A 21,132-nucleotide genomic window follows, 5' to 3' on the forward strand; every position below is an offset into this window, starting at 1 on the left:
ACAAAACTAACCTTATCAAAAAAAGGGTACGGTAGTAGCCGTACCCTGACAATAAGGGTCTTTTTTTCTAGAACTCCCGACTATCTAACGCTCAGTCAACCGCGTCAACACCTGATTCGACCGCTCCACAAACGTCTTCATCCCTTCCGCATCAAATCCCTTCTGAGTCATCAGCGCCAAATCATAGACATACTGGCAAATCTGAGTTGCCAACTCCCCAGAGGGCGACTGTCCCGCACCCTGGACAATACTCCCCTGACTCAAATTCACCAAATTCTGAATCAGCGGGTGTGCCGTATTCACCACTAAAATATGTTCATCGGGAAACTGCGCCGCTTGCTGCTGCATCAGCGCCGTCATATCCCGCAGACGCCGCATCACCTCTGGCAAGAGTACCATCGCTGGCGGGGTGCCTTGGGGGTCATCAGACTTCAGCGCCTGAGTCTTAACGTTAACTTTCGGCTTATTAATTGCCTTCTCAAACAGCTCTTTAATCAGTTCACTGCGGGTTTTATTCGTCTTGGGGTCAACAATGTCTCCCGCCTTATCCTGGTCAAGCAGGGTATTATCTAACTCCGAATCGACCCGCACGAACTTAGCCTCGGAATATTCCTGCTCTAAAAAGCTGATGAAGTGGGTATCAATGAAGGAGTCCATATACAGGACTTCCAACCCCTGATTTTTGTGCAGTTCCACATAGGTGGCTTGAGAGGCTTCATCCGTGCAGTAGAAAACGCGGTTTTCGTGCTTGGTCTTATTGCGCTCTAGATACTCTTTGAGGGTGGTGTATGTCCTTCCCTGTTCGTCCTTATTCGGGGAGGTTTCTTGGGAGGTAGTTGGGGTTACATCCTGCCAAGCATCCCCCTCTTGAGACTGCACCTCAACCTCTGGGGTACTTTCCTCTGGGCTCTTGCTCTCCTGCTCCCCTTGGTAGGTGGTGCGGTAGATAATAATATCTTCGACTTGCTTTTTGAACTTGTCGTTGTTGAGAGCGCCAAACTTAACGAAGGTGCCGACATCCTGCCAACAGCGAATGTATTCATCTCGCTGTTCGGTGTAGAGGGAGTTTAAGCGATCGCCGACTTTTTTGGCAATGAAGTCCGCAATACGGCGCACCGTCCGGTCATTAGTCAGTGCCGACCGGGAAACGTTGAGGGGAATATCCGGGCTATCAATCACCCCCCGCAACGGCATTAGGAAGTTGGGAATCACTTCTTCGCAGTGGTCGCTGACAAAGACTTGATTGCAAAATAGCTTGATATTCCCTTTGGTTACATCTACATCCGGCTTGAGTTTGGGGAAGTAGAGAATACCGTTGAGTAAGAAAGGATAATCAGTCTTCAGGTGTACCCACAGTAGCGGGTCTTCCTGGAATGGATACAGGTAGCGATAGAATTCTAGATAATCCTCTTGGGTCAGGTTTTGGGGCGATTCCTTCCACAGTGCCTTGTGCTTGTTGAGCACCTCACCATCCAGCTTAATCGGCACCGGCATGAAATCGCAGTAGGTCTTCACCAGTTGCCGAATACGAGCGGGTTCCAGGTATTCCCCCTCTTCCTCCTGGAGGGTGAGGGTAATGGTGGTGCCGCGTTCTGTACGGGGTGACTCTTCAAGCTGAAAAGCGGGAGAACCATCGCAAGACCAATGTACTGCCTGCGCCCCTTGCTGGTAGGAGAGGGTATCAATCTCGACTTTCTGGGCAACCATGAAGGAGGAGTAGAAGCCCAGACCAAAGTGACCGATAATCTGCTGGTCAGCGTCTTTCTGGTATTTCTGGATAAATTCTTCGGCGCTGGAGAATGCCACCTGGTTGATATACTTTTTGATCTCCTCGGTGGTCATGCCAATGCCGTTATCGGAGACGGAGAGGGTTTTTTTGTCTTTGTCGATGGCGATGGTAATTTCCGGTTCTCCCACCTCCCCGTCCACTTCTCCGGCGTAGGACACCATTTTCAGCTTCTGGATGGCGTCTACGGCGTTGGATACCAATTCCCGCAAGAAGATTTCGTGGTCAGTGTAGAGGGACTTCTTGATAATGGGAAAGATATTCTCGGTATGAATCGTGATGTTGCCCTGTTCTAGTACGGTCATAGGCGTCACTCGCTTAGGTTATAGGGTCTCTAGGACGATTTTGAGCGATCGCTCTCCACTGTAAGTATGGGATTGCCCACCGCTAGGTATGCGGATTTCCCTACTTGAGGGCATTTAGATGTTGTCAAAGCAATAAGCTGAGATTTCCGTCTTAGCTTAGTTAACGCTCCAATCCATCCAGATTAACGACTGATAATTGCCCCAGGATATACTGTCTTTGTGCCTCATCAAACAACTGGTAAAATTTCTTAGAGTTGGCATTTTGGATGCTCTGACTGATTACCCTTCCCTCGTGTTCTAGACTTAACTGCGTCCCGATCACACCGTAATCGCGTAGCATCTTCTCATTAAACTCGACTCCAATAAATTCACAGAGTTCTTTTAATACAGAGCGTGGGTTTTCTACGAGATTTTCATACCTGACTAGGATATGATTGGGCTTATAGATATACTTGCGACTGGATTCGACCGCTCGAACCCAATAATCAATACATATATCTATAGTTCTGGCACCAGCCCAAGGTTTTGGATACTTATTGGTTACTTCATACAAAGAAGCGACTACATCTGCACCATTTCTCAAGAGGTGAATAAACCTAACTCCGGGGACAAATTTCTCAATATACTCAATTTTATAGATGTGATCGGGAGTTTTTTCCAAAAAAATACTCTTCCCTTGTTCTTCAGTCATAAAATTCATAATGTTCATAAATTTTCGGGTGTAACAACTCATAAAAATAATCCGGGGAAAACGTTGTAGCATTTCTGAACGCCCTATCTCATCTTTAAAGTACTTTTCTAGTCTTCGTTTGAGCTGACGCGACACCAAGCCTAAAGCCCGCCTGCGGGGTTCATATTCAGGCACCATATAAAGGAAAAACTTAGATTCACGAAATGAAGCAATCTCTGGATGAGCAGCTAGCATACTCTGTAGCAAGGTTGTTCCCGAACGGGGACACCCCACTAAAAAGACAGGAGGATTTGATTTAAGATTCATTCTTCCTTCAATTAATGTTTATGGAATTACTATTTATAAAATTGAGGATACTGATTTACCTGGTATAAATCTTTTAAACTGTAACCAAAATAATTTATATTTTTTTCATGCTTTATATGAATGTAGTAAGCATAAAATTTCTTTATGTTTCCTTTGTATAGTTTCTGCCATCTAGAAAAATACTGCTCATTTACGCCAGCGCGAATATCTAAACTGATGGAAACATTTTGAATTCCAATAAAATCATAGATTTTTCGCAAAATACCCTGAGGATCTATAATAAAATTCTCATACTTCAGAATCAGTACATTTTGTAAATATCGATGATCACGATCAAATCTTTCGTGACAAATCAGCCAATGTTTAATTAAAGAATCAATTGAGGTATTGCTCCACTTTTGTGTAGCGTATGACACTGGAATTGGATGCCTTAACATAATGATCAAAAATGAATTCGGGAACATCGCTTGTAAAAATCGACTGCGTACAAGGTTTGGTGGTGACTTCTCCAATAAGACAGGTTTGTTGAGATCCCAATGCTTCTTCCATTCTTGAAAAAGCTTCTGTGCATTCTCCGAAGATACCAAGTCAGACTTTTCATCCATGAAAGAAGACTGATTAAAACCGAAACGTCCCGGTCCACCATATACTTGCGCTGGAGAATATACGGATTGCAACCATTGACCCTCGTCTTCGATAGCGCCCGTATTGCTAAAACCGCTAATTTGCGGATGCTCTCTAAGAGTTCTACATAGCAGGGACGTACCGCTTCTGTGCAATCCACCAATAAAAACAAATTTGTGATTTAACATGAGATTGTACAATCTACTTAATAGCTATTCAATACGACTACTCTACTAAGCTATTCTACTAAGCTATATGCAGTAGGCATTTGAGAAAAAATAACCCCGACTAACTCGGGGCATGATGGAGTTTTAATCGTTAGTTCTGGCTTTGAATATTACGATCCCTTCTCAAAATTTTTTTAACACTTGTTCGTACGGCATGAGCTTGTTGAGTAGGCAATAGAGTAGCCATAGCAATTTTAAATAAGATTATTAACATTAGCTGTGTTCTTTGGAGCCAAGCCAGGTCATTCCTGATTGCCTGTAATAAAAATCGAGCAGCTACTAATCCTCGGCGTCGTTCTAAATTTCCCTCAGTTGCCTTAAGGGTAAGATACTTGTAGCGGTTAGCAAGAATTTCCCTTTTTAAATGCTGAATAGACGCAGGTGCTTCAGCCAAAGCCTTGTCTATAACTCGTAGACTTCCTAACTCCATTTTCCAAACATTAAAAGAGGCAGAATTAGGAGAAATTCGATATAAAATTTGAGGGGAGGGTATAGCTACAAAAGAGTACTGAGCAGCCAATCTAAGCCACAAATCCCAATCCTCAGCAAATGCCAGTGACTCATCAAAACCACCAACTTCAGTTAAAGCCTGTCTGCGAATTAAAGGGTTAGATCCACTTTCTATAAAATCCTTTAACAACAGCTTCACATAAACATCTCCGTTTTCAGTAAAGTGACCCCCTGGACGTAAAAATTGACCGAATTCATCAATCCAATCCGTCCAACTATAAGCCACAGCAGCTGGGGGATTCTCTTGCAGTGCTTTTAATTGAGTTTCTAGCTTATCTGGCGTCCAGAGATCATCAGCATCCAAAAAAGAAATATATTCCCCTAAAGCTTGAGACACTCCACGATTACGACTAGCCGCCACCCCTGTATTGGGATAAGAAAATACCTTCAATCGCTCATCTTTTATTGTCGAAATAATCTCTGAAGTTGAGTCTGTTGAACCATCATTAATTACGATTAACTCAAAATCTGAAAAGGTTTGATTTAAAACTGATTCAACCGTTTCTTTAATAGTTTTTGAAGCATTATATGCTGGAATAATAACTGAAATTTGTGGCATACTATAGTGTGTTTAAATGAAATGTGAAACTTGGATTGGCGTCAAGAGACAGAAGTTAGGAGACAAGAGTGAAAAGTATCGAAAATAATTTTAAGTAGTTAGAGAAGAGGAGGAGCTTATTTCACGATTGATTGAGACTAGCTATATATCCAGCTCCTTCTATCCTTGATTTTTTCGTTTCAAATAAAAAGGACTCATCAAACTACCCAAAAAAAATTCAAACTCGCAAGCAGCAATCAAGTCACTCTTTACTTTTCCTCGATACTTAATGAACTGTTGTACAACCCTTCGCAAGTTCCCCAGAAGTGTCCTGATAACGATCACGGGTTTCTGCCAACTCTTAGCATTAATCATCCGGAGTTGACACGTCGCTAAACCGCAGCCGCGAGAGATAGATAGCAAGTAATCCCGTTCTAATCGCCAGTGCGGTATTTGATGATAGGTATGCAAATCAGGATGATACCAAATTTCCCACCCTGCCTTGTGCATATACAGCAACGGCTCATAATCATCCCCCTGCACCATTAATCCTGGCAATTTTCCCGTTAAAGTAGGACGAGGCGGAACACTCTCACTCCAAGCTTTTTTGCGAACTACTAACGACGCCGCTGGCGGCAATCTCAACTTTTCCGGCTCAAATCGGTGAGGTGTTGAGCCACGCTCCCGAATTGCCAAAAAAGCCTGTATCCGTTCAAAATTCTCTGGTGGTTCAACCTCAAATTCTCCGTGAATTTGCCCACTGAACGCGCCAGCTTTGGGATATTTCTTGGCAAATGAGAAAGCTTGTACTATCCAGTTAGGAGCAGGGAGGTTATCATCATCCAGAAAACCCGCAAGTTCGCCCTCTGCCTCTCGAACAGCTCGCAACCTAGCGAATGCAGCTCCTTGTTCGGGTTCCAGGAAGTATTTCAACGGGACTAATGGCAGCCAGTGGGTTTGATACTCTTTAACAACTTTCGCTGTCTCATCGGTACTGTTGTTATCAATTACGATAACTTCCCAAGAAATCTGTTCCGTCCCAGATTGCATCCGCAATTTCTCCAGCACCTTCGGCAAACGAGCTGCTCCATTATACGTTGGAATCGCTACCGTAAAGTCTACAGACATTTTTCTGACTTCCGAACCGGATAGTAACGAAGGTTAGTAAATCGGTTCTGGATATCCAAATATCCCTTTCGCCAAAGGTAAAACGGACTGATTAAACTACTCAAAAATAGTTCCATCTGACAAGCCGCTACCAGCTCCGATTGAATTCTCCAGCGATATTTGAAAACATGACACAGAATTTTGCGTAAATCATTAACCACATAAAGTGGAAAAGCCAAGGGTCGTTGCCAGGGCTTAAAACTCAGCATCCGCGTCACAAAACGGCTGAGTCCAATCCCCCGAATAAACGGAATCAAATACTCTCGCTGCAAACGCCATTTGGGAATTTTGTGGTCAATTTCCATTGCTGGACTGTACCAAATCTCCCAACCCTTGAGCTGAATATAACACAACATTTCCAAATCTTCCGCTGTCAGCATATTGCCCTGGACTCTGCCGTTCAAAATCAACTGACTGGGAACGCTTTCTAAGTAAGCCTGCTGGCGCACCACCAATCCTGCCGATGGAGGTAGTAGCTTTTTAGATGGCTCATACCTAAAGGGTTCTGAACCCCGTTCAACGATCGCTAAAAATGGCAGTAAGGGTCGAAAACTCTCTGGGGGTTCCACTTCAAAAGCCCCGTGGATCTGGCTGCCGTAAGCACCTGCCTGGGGATAATTTTGACTAAAGGCATAGGCTTGCGCTACCCACTCAGGGGCGGGGATATTGTCATCATCCAAGAAACCAATCAGCTCCCCTTGAGCCACCTCAACTGCTCGTTGGCGGGCAAACCCAGCTCCTTGTTTGGTTTCCAAATAATATTTTAAGGGATAAGCGCTAGACCAGTTCGCCTGATACTCTCTTACCAAGTTGGCAGTATTATCAGTACTGTTATTGTCAATGACGATAACTTCCCAATCTATGGATTCGGTGCCGACTTGCGATCGCAATCGCTCCAGTACTTCTGGTAAACGCGCTTCCCCATTGTAGGTAGGAATTGCTACTGTGAAGTCAATAGACATATTTACTTGCTGATTACTCTCGGTTCATCAATCCTCGAACCCTAAAACTTCGTCTTGTGGGTTCAATTTCGGGAACACTCTGAGACCATGATAAATCGAGCGACCTTTTCTAGCTAAACTTTAAAGCATTCTCTATATACTTACTAGCTGATTATACCCCTTAATTCCAAGGGAGTTTCCATTAAATTCAGGGTTGGTTATAATTTCCAATCTCTGTAATATTGATGATTTCAGGCTACGAAGCTAACGCGCCTTTCATTTACTAATACTTAGAAGGGGATTTAAGATTACGATTTTAATCTAAAATCCCTATCCGGTCTTAATCAGGTAGAGAGTAGGTTCTAAACCTTTAACTCACTCACCTCTAAGTGGCTGCCCCCTGCCGCGCTGCTGCGGCTTCGTCTGGATGAATGCCCAAACGGGTGAGATTGATACGACCTTTACCATCAATTTCCCGCACTTTGACAATCACTTCATCCCCGACAGCTACCTCATCTTCTACCTTGCCAACGCGGTAGTCTGCCAGTTGGGAAATGTGGATCATCCCTTCTTTCCCAGGGAGCACTTCTACAAAAGCACCGATGGGAATAATTCGGGTGACGCGACCGACGTAGACATCTCCTTCATACAGCTTGCGCGTCATGCCTTGAATGATACTGATTGCCTTTTGTGCCTTCTCCGCTTCAATGGCTGAAACCGTTACCGTACCGTCATCTTCGATATCTACTTTGGCACCGGTTTGCTCTGTAATCCCCTTGATAGTCTTACCACCAGGACCAATGACCAGACCAATCAATTCGGGATCAATCTTGATCGTCAGCAGGCGAGGAGCAAAGGGGGACATCTCTGGACGGGGCTGGTCAATGGTTGCCAGCATTTTTTCCAGAATATGCAATCGGGCGGGTTTGGCTTGCTGAATGGCTTGAGCCACCGTCTCAATCGGAAGACCGGTGATTTTCATGTCCATTTGCAAAGCTGTTATCCCGGTGTCGGTGCCAGCAACTTTGAAGTCCATATCCCCTAAAAAGTCTTCAATCCCTTGAATATCGGTGAGAATGCGAACTTCATCCCCTTCCTTAATCAGACCCATCGCCGCACCACTAACGGGTTGAGTAATCGGTACACCAGCATCCATCAGTGCCAGGGTAGACCCACAAACCGAACCCATAGACGTTGAACCGTTAGAGGAAAGCACTTCCGATACCACTCGGATAACGTAAGGAAAGTCCTCGTGGGGGGGCAAAACTGGAATCAGGGCACGTTCTGCCAAAGCTCCGTGACCGATTTCTCGACGACCGGGCGATCGCATAGGTTTGGTTTCACCCACAGAAAACGGTGGGAAGTTATAGTGATGCAGGTAGCGTTTTTCTTCCTCTGGGTTCAGGTCATCTAGGAGTTGGGCATCTCCTGGTGTCCCCAAAGTAACAGTAGACATCACCTGAGTTAGACCCCGGTTAAACAATCCACTTCCATGCACGCGGGCAGGCAAAAGACCTACCCTACACCAAACGGATCGCACTTCATCGAGTTTGCGACCATCGACCCGAACACCCTCTTCTACAATCTGAGAGCGCATCAGCTTTTTCGTGAGGCTTTTGAACTGCTTGCTCACCGCTTGGGGATCTTCGGTAGCCGCCACTCTCAAAGGGTCATCTTCTGGCAGTTCGGCGATCGATGTTGCAATCGTACTTTCCTTTATCTCATCTAAGGCAGTATCCCGACCCGTTTTATCCAGGTCATATTTTGAGAGAACTCCTTTAATAGACTGCGTAGCGCGATCGCGGATAAAGTCCTCCAGTACCGACGACACCTTTGGGGGTTCCTCAACCACCAACTCAATCCCCAGTTCCTGGATCAAGCTTTGCTGTGCGGCAATCAAATCCTGTACCGCTTCATAACCAAATTCGATCGCCTCAATAATGTCCTGTTCTGGCAGTTGGTTGGCAGCAGCTTCCACCATAATCACCCCATTGGGGGAACCCGCGACCACTAAATCCAAATCGCCCGTATCAATTTCTCGGTAAGTTGGGTTAATAATAAAATCATCCCCCACTAACCCCACTCGCACGGCTGCCATGGGTCCGTAGAATGGAATTCGGGCTTGCAATACGGCAATCGAAGCCCCCGTTACTGCCAAAACATCGGGCGGCACTTGTTCATCCATTGACAAGGTTGTTGCTACGATCTGAATATCATCTCGCAGCCAATTGGGGAACAATGGGCGCAGGGGGCGATCAATCAGACGGCTGGTGAGCGTCACCTTCTCCGGAGGGCGTCCTTCTCGGCGCAGAAACCCACCGGGAATTCGACCAGCCGCGTAAAGTCTTTCCTCGTAGTCCACCAACAAGGGAAGAAAATCTATACCTTCTCTGCCCGCAGAGCGAGTCGCCGTCACCAAAACGGCAGTATCTCCTGACTCAATTAGTACGGAACCACCAGCTTGTGGCGCTAGCAAACCTACTTTCAGCCGAATATCTCGTCCGTCAAAAGATATTGACTTGTCTATCTCTACCATTCGGTACTTTACCCTTCTTCCTTTATCATCTTTTTTTCTCTGTCGCAATCCTAGCACTTCTCTACTATGGCTGCTTTGAGGGACATAGCAGTCATCGAAAGCCCCAAAAAAATCCCTCACTAGAGTAATAAGCTAGCAGTTGACAACCCACCGTTAAAAAAAATGAAGCGATGTTCGCTTCTCGTATAAATCTTACAAATCTTTAAGCATGGCGATTTTACATGGTAGTTGGATAACGGGTGAAAATAGCGGTCATTTGTTTATTTGGGGAGAAATATGGCGCACGATGTCCTCTGTAGAATCCCCTCCAGGAAATGGGGCTTTGTTGCATCCGTTTGCCATGACAGAAGCAGACTACATAGCTTTTTTAAATTCTCAGCATCTACCTATAGGAAGATTTTTGGAAGTATCTGAGAATGGAAATTCAGGAACTAACAACCGATGGCAGGCACAAATTCTAACCCTACCGACTCAAACCCTATCTCCAGACACATCAGCTTACCCTGTACTGTCTGTCAAAATGCCTGTAGAAGAGACAGAGCAGTTGAAACTGAAGCCCTGGAAAATTGAGGGGTTCTATCTGGAACCGTTAGAAGCCGTACAATTTTTGCAAGCGCTACCCTTAAGCTCTTTTCAAGACTCAACCACCTTCGTAGGAGAAGACTTGCTATTTTGGGCGCAGGTGTGTCGGTGGAGTTTAGACTTGCTGACGCGGTGCAAATTTTTACCCGGACTATACCGCCAACCTGACGGTGAGGCAGTGGCTTGTTGGCAACCTCTCCTTGATAGTGCCCTAGACCAAGCTCGTTTAGCTAAGTTTACCCAACGTATGCCCTCTGCTTGTCGAGCTTATGCGGAATGGCAGACAAGGGAGATAGGGGAAAATATTCCCAACTCCCCATTCCCAACTCCCGACTCCCCCCAAGAATTACTGCTGAGATTCTTGTGTAGTGCCATTGACGTGCAAGTGCGTCATTGGGGGGAGTCGGGATCTCTGCCAACGGCAGCATCGCCGATACCAGAATGGTTGCGATCGCTCTCTACAGAGTCTGATAGCCTGGATGTTGAACCTACGGCTGTCGCTCGTCTAGAAACCGCTCTGCAAAGTTGGACGACGCCGATACAAGAACACCTTGTCACGCCAACATCTGGCGAACTCACCCAAAATCTATTTCGCACCTGCTTTGTGTTGCAACCACCAGAGTCAGATGAAAGCAATTGGCGATTGGACTATTGCCTGCAAGCCGTTGACAACCCAGAGGTTTTAGTTGAAGCCAAGATGATTTGGCGTCAGTCAGTGGAGCGACTAGAGTATCAGGGGCGGACGATTAAACTGCCCCAGGAGACGTTTCTTAAAGGGTTAGGATTAGCGTCCCGCCTCTATCCTGCCATCGAACCCAGCTTGCACGAACGAGTTCCCTCTTTTTCTGAACTTACGCCAGTTCAGGTATACGAGTTTATCAAAGCGAGTGCGTGGCGACTGCAAGATAGTGGCTTGGGAATTATCCTACCACCAGGATTAGCACCTGGAGCCGGAGCCAGACGTTTAGGCGTTAGCATTAAGGCAGAAGTACCATCCAAGAAAAACGAGCGTTTGGGGTTACAAAGCCTGCTGAAGTTCAAGTGGGAACTGGCAATTGGCGATCAAACCATCTCGAAAAAAGAATTTGATCGCTTGATGGCGCAGAAGTCGCCCTTAGTGGAAGTGAATGGCGAATGGATAGCCTTACAACCCTCTGATGTTCGTGCTGCACAAACAATGTTGGCAGCATCAAAAGAGCAGATGAACCTGTCAGTAGAAGACGCCCTACGCCTGAGTACGGGGGATACCACTACTTTAGGAAAACTGCCCGTTGTTAAATTTGAAGCATCTGGGGCATTACAAGAGTTGATTGCTAATCTTACGGGCAATCAGACGGTTGAATTGATTGAGATACCTGAAAGTTTTAATGGAACCTTACGACCTTACCAGCTAAGGGGTGTGAGTTGGTTAGCCTTTCTGGAACGGTGGGGCATGGGTGCCTGTTTAGCGGATGACATGGGATTGGGTAAAACGCCTCAGCTTATTGCTTTTCTGCTACATCTTAAAGAGCAGGAGGAATTAGGAGAACCTACGTTAGTGGTTTGTCCAACTTCAGTTCTAGGAAATTGGGAACGGGAGGTTAAAAGATTTGCACCCACTCTCAAAGCCATTGTTCACCACGGGGACAAACGACCAAAAGGAAAGGCATTTGTCAAAGCGGTTAAAGATAAGGATATGGTGATTACCAGCTATCCCCTGGTGTATCGAGATGCCACAGCACTAGAGCAAGTATCCTGGCGGGGAGTGGTACTGGATGAGGCACAAAATATCAAGAATCCAGGGGCAAAGCAGTCTCAGGCAGTACGGGGACTCCCGACTGAATTTCGCATTGCCTTAACAGGTACGCCTGTGGAGAACCGCTTATCGGAGTTGTGGTCAATTTTAGATTTTCTCAATCCAGCATATCTGGGCGATCGCCAATTTTTCCAACGACGGTTTGCTATGCCGATTGAGAAGTTTGGGGACAGGGATTCATTGCAAACTTTGCGATCGCTCGTTCAACCCTTTATTCTCCGCCGCTTGAAGACCGATAAGACTATCATTCAAGACTTGCCAGAGAAACAAGAAATGACTGTATTTTGCGGTCTTTCCGCAGAACAGGCAACCTTGTATCAAAAATTAGTAGATGAGTCGTTAGTTGAAATTGAAGCGGCTGAAGGGATTAAGCGAAAAGGATTAATTTTGACCTTGCTATTACGACTCAAGCAAGTGTGTAATCATCCGGCACAATTGTTAAAGGAGAAACAGCTCAAGGATGCCAAGCGTTCGGGGAAAGTGCTGCGCTTGCAGGAAATGCTAGAAGAGGCAATTTCTGAAGGCGATCGCGCCTTAATCTTCACCCAATTTGCTGAGTGGGGCAAACTCCTACAACCTTATCTAGAAAAACAATTAGGCGGGGAAATCTTATTCCTCTATGGAGCAACCCGCAAAAACCAACGAGAGGAGATGATTGACCGTTTCCAAAACGATCCCGAAGGACCGCGTATCCTGATTCTCTCCCTAAAAGCCGGTGGCACGGGACTGAACCTAACCAGAGCTAATCATGTTTTCCACATCGATCGCTGGTGGAACCCCGCTGTGGAAAATCAAGCAACGGATCGGGCTTTCCGAATCGGTCAAACCCGCAATGTACAGGTGCATAAGTTTGTTTGTAACGGCACGTTGGAGGAGAAGATCAACGATATTATTGAAAGTAAGAAGCAGTTAGCCGAACAAACTGTGGAAGCCGGGGAAAACTGGGTGACAGAAATGGATACTAATCAATTGCGATCGCTTCTACTCCTTGACCGGAATGCTGTGATTGATGAATAGTTATTTGTACTTTGTAAAATCGATAACTAATGAGATTAAATCTGTTAGCATCGGAATACTATTTTTTTTAACGCAAAGGTGCGCAGAGGATAACGCAGAGGTTTGGGAGGTAGTGTGTTAGGGGAAATGAGATGAGTAATGAGTAATTAGTAATGAGTAATGAATAACTACGAAATTGAAGCTCCTGCTTGGTGGGTACAACGCTGGAACGATTTACTCAACTCTTATCGCTTCAAAAAGCGGTTGGAACGAGCCAGAAAATATGCCAAAGAAGGTAATATTCTGGGTATTGATTTTAAAGGTCCGCAGGTGTTGGCACGAGTCCAAGGTACTGCACCAGAACCCTACGAAGTGTCTCTTTCTATTGACCCGTTTACTGATGAAGATTGGGGATATGTGGTAGACACTATGGCGCAACAAGCGCTTTACTCGGCGCAGTTACTAGCGGGAGAGATGCCAGAAGATATTGAAAAAGTATTCACTGCCAATGGGTTGAGCTTATTTCCATTCACGCTTTCTGATATCCATTCTCGGTGTAGTTGCCCTGACCCCCAAAACCCCTGCAAGCATATTGGAGCCGTGTACTATCAATTAGGCGATCGCTTTAGCGAAGACCCCTTTGTATTATTTCAGTTGCGGGGACGTACTAAAGAGCAAATTCTCGATGATTTGCGTCGGTTGCGGAGTACGGAAGTTGGGAAGCAGAAGAGTAAGGGAACACAGGAGCAAGGGAGCAGGGGAGAGGAAGGAGCGAAATCTGCTGCCATGCCGTTGGATATTGAGGGTTTTTGGCAGTACAACGAGCCATTAGATCCATCATTAGTAGTAATTGCGCCTCCAGCAGACAATCACACAGTGCTAGATGTTTTGGGAACAATTCCCTTAACTGAAGCTAATACTCGTTTGATACAGTATTTCAGGGAGGTTTATCAAACCGTGAGTCAGCAGGCAGTGATGGCGGCGCTGAATCGGGAATACTGAGAACTCCTCGATTTTCTAAATTGAGGGTTCTTCAATCGGCAAGGTTTCGTGTGACCTACTGCCTCCGACTTCCTTACTTCTTGAAGACTTCTAGGCAGAATTGCTCCAAATTACCGAAGTTGAGAGTATTTCCCGTGCCGATCTGATAATGGCTGGAACCAATGACTTCGAGTACTTGAAGTTCGAGCGTCGGCGGATATGTGCAACATCTGGTGTAGAAGCACTCTATTTTGCCTCGCCAGAGGATGTCATTTTAAACAAATTGCGGTGGGGAAAGCGATCGCGCTCCGAAAAACAATGGCGTGATGTGTTGGGAGTATTGAAAGTACAGTCATCTGTACTCCTTTCACCGTGAGAATCCCTCTAGTCCCTATTTCTCGAACACTCCAATTTCTCGGAAGATTGGCATCAAGAGTTCGACATCCAAGACAAAAATGGTTAGCTGGGTTCCGTCTTGGGGAATCACTGCAACATGACTGGCAATGTCTAAGGTATCGGCACGACGATAGGACTCGGGTAAAATGCGGATTGTAGATAAGGGTACATCCATTAATACTGGGGTATCAGTAACCGGAATGCCATAGAGTTCACCTGTTGTATTTTGAACAATGACGAGATAACCGATAGAGTCAGATTCGCGGGTTGAGTCAGATTTAAAGAATCGCCGATAAAGATCGACAACGGTGACTTCTTGATCGCCAACATGAGTGATACCCACATAGTTAACGCGACTCCCGTAAATAGGTGTTTGATTAAAAATTTTGTGGACTGACTCAATCGGTAACGCTAGATTGAGGCTACCGATGCGAAAGACGATTAATTTAAGAGAGGATTCGAGCATGGAATACAGTATGGGCGAAAGGGGAAGGATAAAAGGGTAAAGAAACTTAAAATAACACCTTTACCCTTTCCCCTTTAACCTTGTCCCAATTGATTAAGTCTGTCATTTTGTTTGAACATTGGTATCAGACTGGGCTGGGTTTGGCTTCGCTAACACTCTTTTTACTCGTGATGATGTCTTTAATTGCTCTGATAAATTCTTGCTCAATGTAAGGCTTAATAAAGTAAGCCGTAGCACCCAGTTGCATTGCCAGCGCTCGATGCTTGTCATTACTGCGGGAGGTGAGCATCACGACAGGAATTTTGGAGAACTGAGGGTTTTGGCGGCGCTGGCTCAAAAACTCAAAGCCATTCATATTCGGCATTTCAACATCACAAACCATAAGCTGCACCGATGAACTTTGCTGCAACTGTTCGAGTGCTTCCCATCCATCTCGTGCTTGTAAGACTCGAAAACCCGCCCCTTCTAAGGTGAGGGCTAGGGTACGGCGTAGGGTAGCTGCATCATCGATGACTAACACAGTCGGTGTTTGAGCCGTTTTAATGCCCATTCTGGTTGGATACATCGGGGAGTTTTGACGGACATTCAACGTTGATTGAGAACCGGTATTGCTCACCGTTGTACTTCGATCCAAAAGTCGATCGAGCAAGACAGCCCCATCCATAACTGGAATCAAACTGCCATCCCCCAAGATGGTACAACCATAGGTATAACTAGGGGCGGCGATCGCAGCTCCAAACGGTTTGATCACCAGTTCTTGCTCAGTCACAAGGCGATCAACTTCCAGGGCAATCACCTGCTGTTCCCGGCGAAGTACCAACAGGGGCAGCGCCCAATCCTTTGGAGAGGGGACTGCCAGCAGTGCCTTACTCGCAGATGTTTCTAGCAACGGACAAGCATACTCTAAAAGTTCAGCGAGTCGATAGGTGGGGACAAGTTCTTCCCGCCAGTGCAAAAACTGCCGTGTCCCCGATTGTTTGAGCCGAGCGGCTGTGGGAATAATAATTTCTTCAATGCTATCGGACGGTAACGCCAAGGCAGTGGAACCAACGAAGCAAACCAATAATTTAGTAATCGTCAGCGTTAGGGGTAGACGCAGGGTAAACGTAGTTCCCTGTCCCGGTGAAGAGGTGACCGCAATCGTGCCTTTGAGCTGACGCAGTTGCAGGCGCACCACATCCAGCCCTACCCCACGTCCAGAAATTTCACTCACCTGAGACGCTGTGGAAAATCCTGGCTCAAAAATGAAGTCATATAGGCGCTCGTCAGAAATTCCAGCCAGTTTTTGGACGGACAACAATCCCTTGTCAATAGCTTTACGAGCAATACGCTCCCGATCTAGTCCTTGACCATCATCCCTGATTTCAATGAAGGTTTGACTGCCCTTATGGTAGGCACGAATTTCAATTTGCCCTTGCTCAGGTTTCCCTTGCTGCACTCTAACCTCTGGGGGTTCGATACCATGATCGAAGGCATTGCGAAGTAAATGCAGCAGCGGATCGTAGAGTTTTTCTAAAACCGCTTTGTCAACCAAAACACTCGTACCACTTAGTTTCAAACTGACGGGTTTGTGGTAAGTAGCCGATAAATCTCGCAACACCCTCGGAAAACGGCGCAGTACTTCCCCCAACGGCAGCATCCTCGCCCACATCAACTCATCCCGCAGGTGAGTCAGCATTTGTCGTTGCTGTTCAATGGTTTGATCCGATACCTTAGCGAATAAGGTAATATCATCAACCGCTTCTTCAAGCTGCACCGTTTCTTCCAAGAGTTCTTGTAGCTGAGAGTGCAAGACTCCGTAACTGTCCATTTCTAGGGAGTCAAAATCAGCCAAGGTGGGAAGAATTCCATAGTTGGAACTTGGGCGAGCCACTAGCATCTGGTCGGATAACTCCCGAATATCACCCACCAAATTCTGAAATCGGCTAAATCGATTCAGCAGCTCTCGAACGGTTCTTTGGAGTTGTTCATTTTGAAGGGCAAGACCATTACGATTAATCGCAAGTTCACCCACCTTATTATTCATCCGTTCCAGTCGGTCTAAGTTCACCCGCACTGAAAAGTTAGACGTGGAGGAAGCTTTAACTCGGTTGGGTTCTTTGCCACTTGCATCTCGCTGATGCCGCGATTTGGATGGTTTTGGTGCGGTCGGAGAATGGGTAAGATTGGGCAGAGATGTCAACGTAGCAGTGTCTTGGATAGCGGGTAGTTCGTTAAAGAGCTGCTCAATCGAATGCACAGCAGCTTCCAGAGTCTCTGGTGTATCGGTATCGGAGAGGGACTCAGGAGAAGCAGGAGCAAGCAAGCGATCGCTCTTGGCGGTACGCTTCGCGTAATCCCGTGGCTCATTGATGCCAAGAAGTCGCTGCCCTTCTTGAACGGCTGCCTCAGTCACCGATAAGGAATCAGCAACCAATTCCCCCTCAATAATTGCCAAGGGGTTGGTAGTGTCAGTCCCCAGAGACATAAACTCTGGTGTTTCTACACCATTGCCAAAAATCTCTTCTAGAGAAATACTGAACGTCTCCTCTAATTCTGGCTCTGGCTCGGCATTTTGGTATAACGTGGCAGGTTCTGCAAGTTCTGGGTAAGCCTCGATATCCATCTCAGCAATAGCAGCACCGTTGCCAAACACGTCCTCTAGGGAGAGTAGACTTTCGTCTGAATCGGCAATCCTAGAGTAATCAGGTGAGACAAACTCGGTGGCTGACCGATCTGCCAAGGCGACTAACGCCTCAGAAGGGCTTCCCCCTTGGATCAAATCCCCTGCAAGTACGGCTTGTTGACCTGCGTGAAAATCAGCTAAAGCCAGTTGAGTAATTTCTAAAGCCCGGTTGGGATGAGCATCTAAGGCACGTTGGGCTGTTTGAGCGATCGCTGCAAATCCTGGCAGGTTCAGTAACTCGGCAAATCCAGCAAACACCTGGGCTTGAGCCCGTAATTCTCCTGCCACCTGATATTCTTGAGGATGAGCCACAACCGTAGCGAGGCGTTCGAGCCCCTCTGTCACATCCACTTCAAAGATAGACACGGTCATATCGATGCCCAATTCCGCTGAACTGGGGATGTAACTTTCAGTTTGGGTTAGGGCATCTCCCAGTCGTTCCTCGATTTGGGCAAAGATGGGAGCGGCAGTGGCTAAGGCTTGCTCTGTATCCAACTCACCTGCTGTGATTTGTTCGATCACGGGTAGATAAAGACAATCGTAAGCCTGTAGCAGTTGGCTTTCTAGGTCAGTATCAATCTCTAAGGTTTCGCTGTAGAGTGCCTTGAAGATGGTTTCTAGGCGGTGAGCCAGCATTGCGATCGCCTCTAGCCCCACACTGGCAGATCCTCCTTTGAGTGAGTGGGCGGTTCGCATGAGGGCGTGAACTTTAGGGGTACTGCGCTCGGCTCTGAGGGTGAGTAAATTGGCTTCGAGTTCCTGCAATAGCTCGGGAGCCTCTGCAATGAAAAACTCATAGGCGCGATCGCGGATATCCGGGTTAATTGCCATGGTTTGTCACAAGGTATTGGTCAAAGGGGGTATTTGGGGTTCGCAACAAAGGAGTAACTAACTCACTTTGAATTGACCAACCTCTTCTTGTAAGGCTTGAGCCACGGTTCGGAGTTGCCCGAAAGACAGGGATACCTGATAAACTTCCGTTGAGGTTTTGTTCGCAATCGCCGCAACATTCGTCATGGTTTGGGTAACGGTTTCAGCGGTTTGGGCTTGAACCAGGGTGGCTTGGGTAATGGCTTCAACCAATTGATTAATTTCGACACTGGCTGCCGTAATTTTATTGAGACTCTGGCGAGTTTCGTCTACCAGTTTCGTTCCCATTACCACCTGCTCAGTACCTGTTTCCATGGCAGTGACAACTTCATTGGTTTCTGTCTGAATGCTCGCCACGAGCTTTTCTATTTCGGCGGTGGCTTCTCCCGATTGCCTTGCCAGCGCTCGTACTTCATCGGCAACAACGGCAAAGCCGCGACCTTCTTCTCCAGCTCTAGCTGCTTCAATCGAGGCATTAAGAGCCAGCAAGTTGGTTTGAGCGGCAAAGCTACTAATCAGGTTGACGACGGTAGAAATCTTTTGGGAGGATTCGCCCAGACGCTTGACTTTCTTCGCCGTTTCTGCTACTGTTTCCCTGATATTCATAATTCCTTCTACAGTCCGGTTCATAGCAGCGTCCCCTTCTTCCACGGTCTGAGTCGCTTTTTGTACCGCCGATTCTGCTTGTTCAGCATTGGCAGCAACGATTCGCACCGCTTGAGCCATATCGTGAACCTGTTCTAAAGCTGAACCAATTTCCTCTGCTTGCCGCAGGGCTTCAGCCGATAGTGCCTGCACAGAAACTTCATTGCTGCTGGTGGTTTCGGCGACTTGGCTAGCCGCCGCTTGCACTTGCATTACAATTTTCCGCAAGTTCGTAATGGTCGCATTGTAGGAATCTGCGATCGTGCCGATTTCATCTTCTGTCACCTTAGCGCGGATGGTTAGGTCGCCTTTACTAATGGGGTCTACTTCCATCAGCAGTTCCAAGGCACGCTGTTGTAGAGCTTCTTTAAGCTGGCGCTGTTCTTGAGCCAGTTTTTCCGTAACCTCTAGTTCTCTAGACTGCTCTGCTGCTTGTGCTTGTTCGTTTAAGAAGCCTTTGACTGAGGCGACGAGGTTGTTGAAGGTTTGAGCCAGGGTTTGAGTTTCTGTACTGCCACGGGGTTCAACCGTAACATCTAAATTACCCGCAGACATTTGTTGGGCTTTATTTGACAATTCATTGAGCGGAGCCGAGAGCTGACGGGCTAACTGCACCGTAATTAAGGTTGCCACCACTCCTAAGACTAGAGCGGTTAGAGCAAAAACCCCCAACAAATCCTGACTTGCCCTTCGGATTTGGGCAATATCCATCGAAGCAACTGCTACGTAATCTACACGCGGGAGAGTGGTGAGAACGTACTGCTTGCCTTGATAATTGAAGGAGATACTGAGACGTGATCGCTCAGTTTTCTCAGCTAAGGGAATGAATTTTAAGTTTTGGAGTGCATATTTACTCTGGGAGGCACTCAACACGTCTTCGGGATTGAGGGTTTTGTCTTGGACAACTTTGATGAGATCTTTGGTAATTTGTGCGATCGCTTCACCCCCTATAATCTCCCTAGTATCGCTGGAACCAGTCGCTCTCAGGGTATTAATCACCGTACTGGAGCTAGCATCTAGAAGCTGCACCTGTTGAGAACCGTTGAGGTTGGCTTGCTGCAAAAGCGTTTCTAAGCGAGCAAATGCACTAGAGGGTACAATCGCTTGCACGACACCCAAGAATTTACCTGAATTTGGCTCTAGAATCGCCTGGGACACGTCAACGGCAAAGGTATTTGTTGATACATCAACTTCCGGGTCCTGAATCCATAGGGTATTGGTTTTCGCGTCTTGCCACCACTGCTCGTCAGCCTGAACAAAGTCGCTGGTTGCGGTACTGTAAGCAATAACAAACCCATTACGTTCTGTTATATGGAGCTTCGCCAGCTCTCCATTCTTAGTCGTTGTAACCATATAGTTATTGAGGACTGGATTGAGTTTGAGAAGCTTGGTGTTCTCGAAGCGCCGCTCCAACTCCTCAAGCGGTAAGTCTACCAATCCCTCAGCTTCAGCATTTTGGGTACTGGCGCGAACTGCATCAATCACTAAAGGGTTACTCGCAACACTCAGGGGGGTTTTCACCGTATCGTCTATAAACTGGCTCGCTGCTTCACTCGATAGCCGGGATTGTTTTTCTAATTGCCCTACCAGCTCATTACTAGCCCGCCGCTGAATAACGGTGTAACCTACCCCGCTAGCAATTGCTAGGGGAAGCAACACAGCGGGTAAAATCCTCATCAACAACTGGCGGCGCAGAGGGGTAGACTGCTGGGCGCTTTTCTTGTTGTTGATTAGCTGGAGTAATCCCGTTGCCCCATCTCCCTGTGATGTCGGCTTTGGGTAAGGCAGCAGAGGTGGAATAGGCAAGGATTCATTGGTTTGAGGAGTTTGAGCCTCAGTGAGTAAACCTCCAGAGGTAGGATTGTAACCATTTGTAGAATTTTCAGAAGAATACTTGGGAGGAATCTGAGTCATGAAATTAAACCTTTGCTTTAAAGTGCAAGTTGTTGAAAACAGTAGGTAGATATAGGGAGACAAGGAAACAAAGGGACAAGGGGACAAGGGGACAAGAAGGACAAGAAGGACAAGGAGGACAAGGAGGACAAGGAGGACAAGGAGATTTTTATGGTGTTATTCTTCTCCCCCGCTCCCCAGCACCCCAGCAC

At 46.6% G+C, this 21,132-nt stretch carries 13 protein-coding genes; 3 read left to right on the top strand and 10 right to left on the bottom strand.

Translation table 11 applies throughout. The annotated features are described in order from the left end of the window. Nucleotides 1-84: 84 nt before the first annotated feature. The 7 genes from htpG to IQ257_RS16545 form a co-directional block, all read right to left on the bottom strand. Nucleotides 85-2,091 (bottom strand): molecular chaperone HtpG, encoded by a 2,007-nt coding sequence (gene htpG, locus IQ257_RS16515; RefSeq protein WP_193874409.1) that lies wholly within the window; start codon nt 2,089-2,091, stop codon nt 85-87. Between the two features lie 160 nt (nt 2,092-2,251). After that, the gene (locus tag IQ257_RS16520) at nt 2,252-3,088 is read right to left on the bottom strand and encodes a sulfotransferase family protein (protein WP_193874411.1); all 837 of its coding nucleotides are present in this window, start codon (nt 3,086-3,088) and stop codon (nt 2,252-2,254) included. 29 nt (nt 3,089-3,117) lie between these two features. Further along, the gene (locus tag IQ257_RS16525; RefSeq protein WP_193874413.1) at nt 3,118-3,900 is read right to left on the bottom strand and encodes a sulfotransferase family protein; all 783 of its coding nucleotides are present in this window, start codon (nt 3,898-3,900) and stop codon (nt 3,118-3,120) included. Between the two features lie 130 nt (nt 3,901-4,030). Beyond that, complete coding sequence (locus IQ257_RS16530; protein WP_193874415.1) at nt 4,031-5,008, bottom strand: glycosyltransferase; 978 nt, start codon at nt 5,006-5,008, stop codon at nt 4,031-4,033. Between the two features lie 159 nt (nt 5,009-5,167). Beyond that, nucleotides 5,168-6,115 carry a hormogonium polysaccharide biosynthesis glycosyltransferase HpsE gene (gene hpsE, locus IQ257_RS16535; protein ID WP_193874417.1) on the bottom strand — a complete coding sequence of 316 codons (948 nt, stop codon included), beginning with the start codon at nt 6,113-6,115 and terminating at the stop codon, nt 5,168-5,170. Continuing rightward, a complete protein-coding gene (hpsE, locus tag IQ257_RS16540) occupies nt 6,106-7,116 on the bottom strand; it encodes a hormogonium polysaccharide biosynthesis glycosyltransferase HpsE (RefSeq protein ID WP_193874419.1) in 1,011 nt (336 codons plus the stop codon). The genes hpsE (IQ257_RS16535) and hpsE (IQ257_RS16540) overlap by 10 nt, the downstream gene beginning before the upstream one ends. A gap of 364 nt (nt 7,117-7,480) precedes the next feature. Continuing rightward, nucleotides 7,481-9,631 carry a polyribonucleotide nucleotidyltransferase gene (locus IQ257_RS16545; RefSeq protein WP_193874421.1) on the bottom strand — a complete coding sequence of 717 codons (2,151 nt, stop codon included), beginning with the start codon at nt 9,629-9,631 and terminating at the stop codon, nt 7,481-7,483. 208 nt (nt 9,632-9,839) lie between these two features. On the opposite strand from IQ257_RS16545, the gene IQ257_RS16550 reads away from it, so the two are divergent. From IQ257_RS16550 to IQ257_RS16560, 3 genes are all read left to right on the top strand, one after another. Next, the gene (locus tag IQ257_RS16550; RefSeq protein WP_193874423.1) at nt 9,840-13,025 is read left to right on the top strand and encodes a DEAD/DEAH box helicase; all 3,186 of its coding nucleotides are present in this window, start codon (nt 9,840-9,842) and stop codon (nt 13,023-13,025) included. A gap of 159 nt (nt 13,026-13,184) precedes the next feature. Beyond that, nucleotides 13,185-14,006, top strand: coding sequence for an SWIM zinc finger family protein (locus IQ257_RS16555; RefSeq protein ID WP_193874425.1), 822 nt, complete (start codon nt 13,185-13,187; stop codon nt 14,004-14,006). Nucleotides 14,007-14,106: 100 nt separating this feature from the next. Next, the gene (locus IQ257_RS16560) at nt 14,107-14,361 is read left to right on the top strand and encodes a hypothetical protein (RefSeq protein ID WP_193874427.1); all 255 of its coding nucleotides are present in this window, start codon (nt 14,107-14,109) and stop codon (nt 14,359-14,361) included. A 15-nt stretch (nt 14,362-14,376) separates the two neighbouring features. Here IQ257_RS16560 and IQ257_RS16565 read toward each other — a convergent pair whose 3' ends face one another. The 3 genes from IQ257_RS16565 to IQ257_RS16575 form a co-directional block, all read right to left on the bottom strand. After that, a complete protein-coding gene (locus IQ257_RS16565) occupies nt 14,377-14,847 on the bottom strand; it encodes a chemotaxis protein CheW (RefSeq protein WP_193874429.1) in 471 nt (156 codons plus the stop codon). A gap of 124 nt (nt 14,848-14,971) precedes the next feature. Continuing rightward, nucleotides 14,972-18,343 carry a hybrid sensor histidine kinase/response regulator gene (locus IQ257_RS16570; RefSeq protein WP_193874431.1) on the bottom strand — a complete coding sequence of 1,124 codons (3,372 nt, stop codon included), beginning with the start codon at nt 18,341-18,343 and terminating at the stop codon, nt 14,972-14,974. 57 nt (nt 18,344-18,400) lie between these two features. Next, entirely contained in the window at nt 18,401-20,941 is a 2,541-nt protein-coding gene (locus IQ257_RS16575) for a methyl-accepting chemotaxis protein (RefSeq protein ID WP_193874433.1), read from the bottom strand. Nucleotides 20,942-21,132: the final 191 nt, after the last annotated feature.

Origin of the sequence: Coleofasciculus sp. LEGE 07092, assembly GCF_015207375.1 — a bacterium.
Classification (GTDB): domain Bacteria; phylum Cyanobacteriota; class Cyanobacteriia; order Cyanobacteriales; family Coleofasciculaceae; genus LEGE-07092.

Bases quoted from the DNA above. Each gene is read 5' to 3' on its own strand.
- htpG (WP_193874409.1), bottom strand. From the start codon at position 2,091: ATGACCGTACTAGAACAGGGCAACATCACGATTCATACCGAGAATATC.
- IQ257_RS16520 (WP_193874411.1), bottom strand. From the start codon at position 3,088: ATGAATCTTAAATCAAATCCTCCTGTCTTTTTAGTGGGGTGTCCCCGT.
- IQ257_RS16525 (WP_193874413.1), bottom strand. From the start codon at position 3,900: ATGTTAAATCACAAATTTGTTTTTATTGGTGGATTGCACAGAAGCGGT.
- IQ257_RS16530 (WP_193874415.1), bottom strand. From the start codon at position 5,008: ATGCCACAAATTTCAGTTATTATTCCAGCATATAATGCTTCAAAAACT.
- hpsE (WP_193874417.1), bottom strand. From the start codon at position 6,115: ATGTCTGTAGACTTTACGGTAGCGATTCCAACGTATAATGGAGCAGCT.
- hpsE (WP_193874419.1), bottom strand. From the start codon at position 7,116: ATGTCTATTGACTTCACAGTAGCAATTCCTACCTACAATGGGGAAGCG.
- IQ257_RS16545 (WP_193874421.1), bottom strand. From the start codon at position 9,631: ATGGTAGAGATAGACAAGTCAATATCTTTTGACGGACGAGATATTCGG.
- IQ257_RS16550 (WP_193874423.1), top strand. From the start codon at position 9,840: ATGGCGATTTTACATGGTAGTTGGATAACGGGTGAAAATAGCGGTCAT.
- IQ257_RS16555 (WP_193874425.1), top strand. From the start codon at position 13,185: ATGAATAACTACGAAATTGAAGCTCCTGCTTGGTGGGTACAACGCTGG.
- IQ257_RS16565 (WP_193874429.1), bottom strand. From the start codon at position 14,847: ATGCTCGAATCCTCTCTTAAATTAATCGTCTTTCGCATCGGTAGCCTC.
- IQ257_RS16570 (WP_193874431.1), bottom strand. From the start codon at position 18,343: ATGGCAATTAACCCGGATATCCGCGATCGCGCCTATGAGTTTTTCATT.
- IQ257_RS16575 (WP_193874433.1), bottom strand. From the start codon at position 20,941: ATGACTCAGATTCCTCCCAAGTATTCTTCTGAAAATTCTACAAATGGT.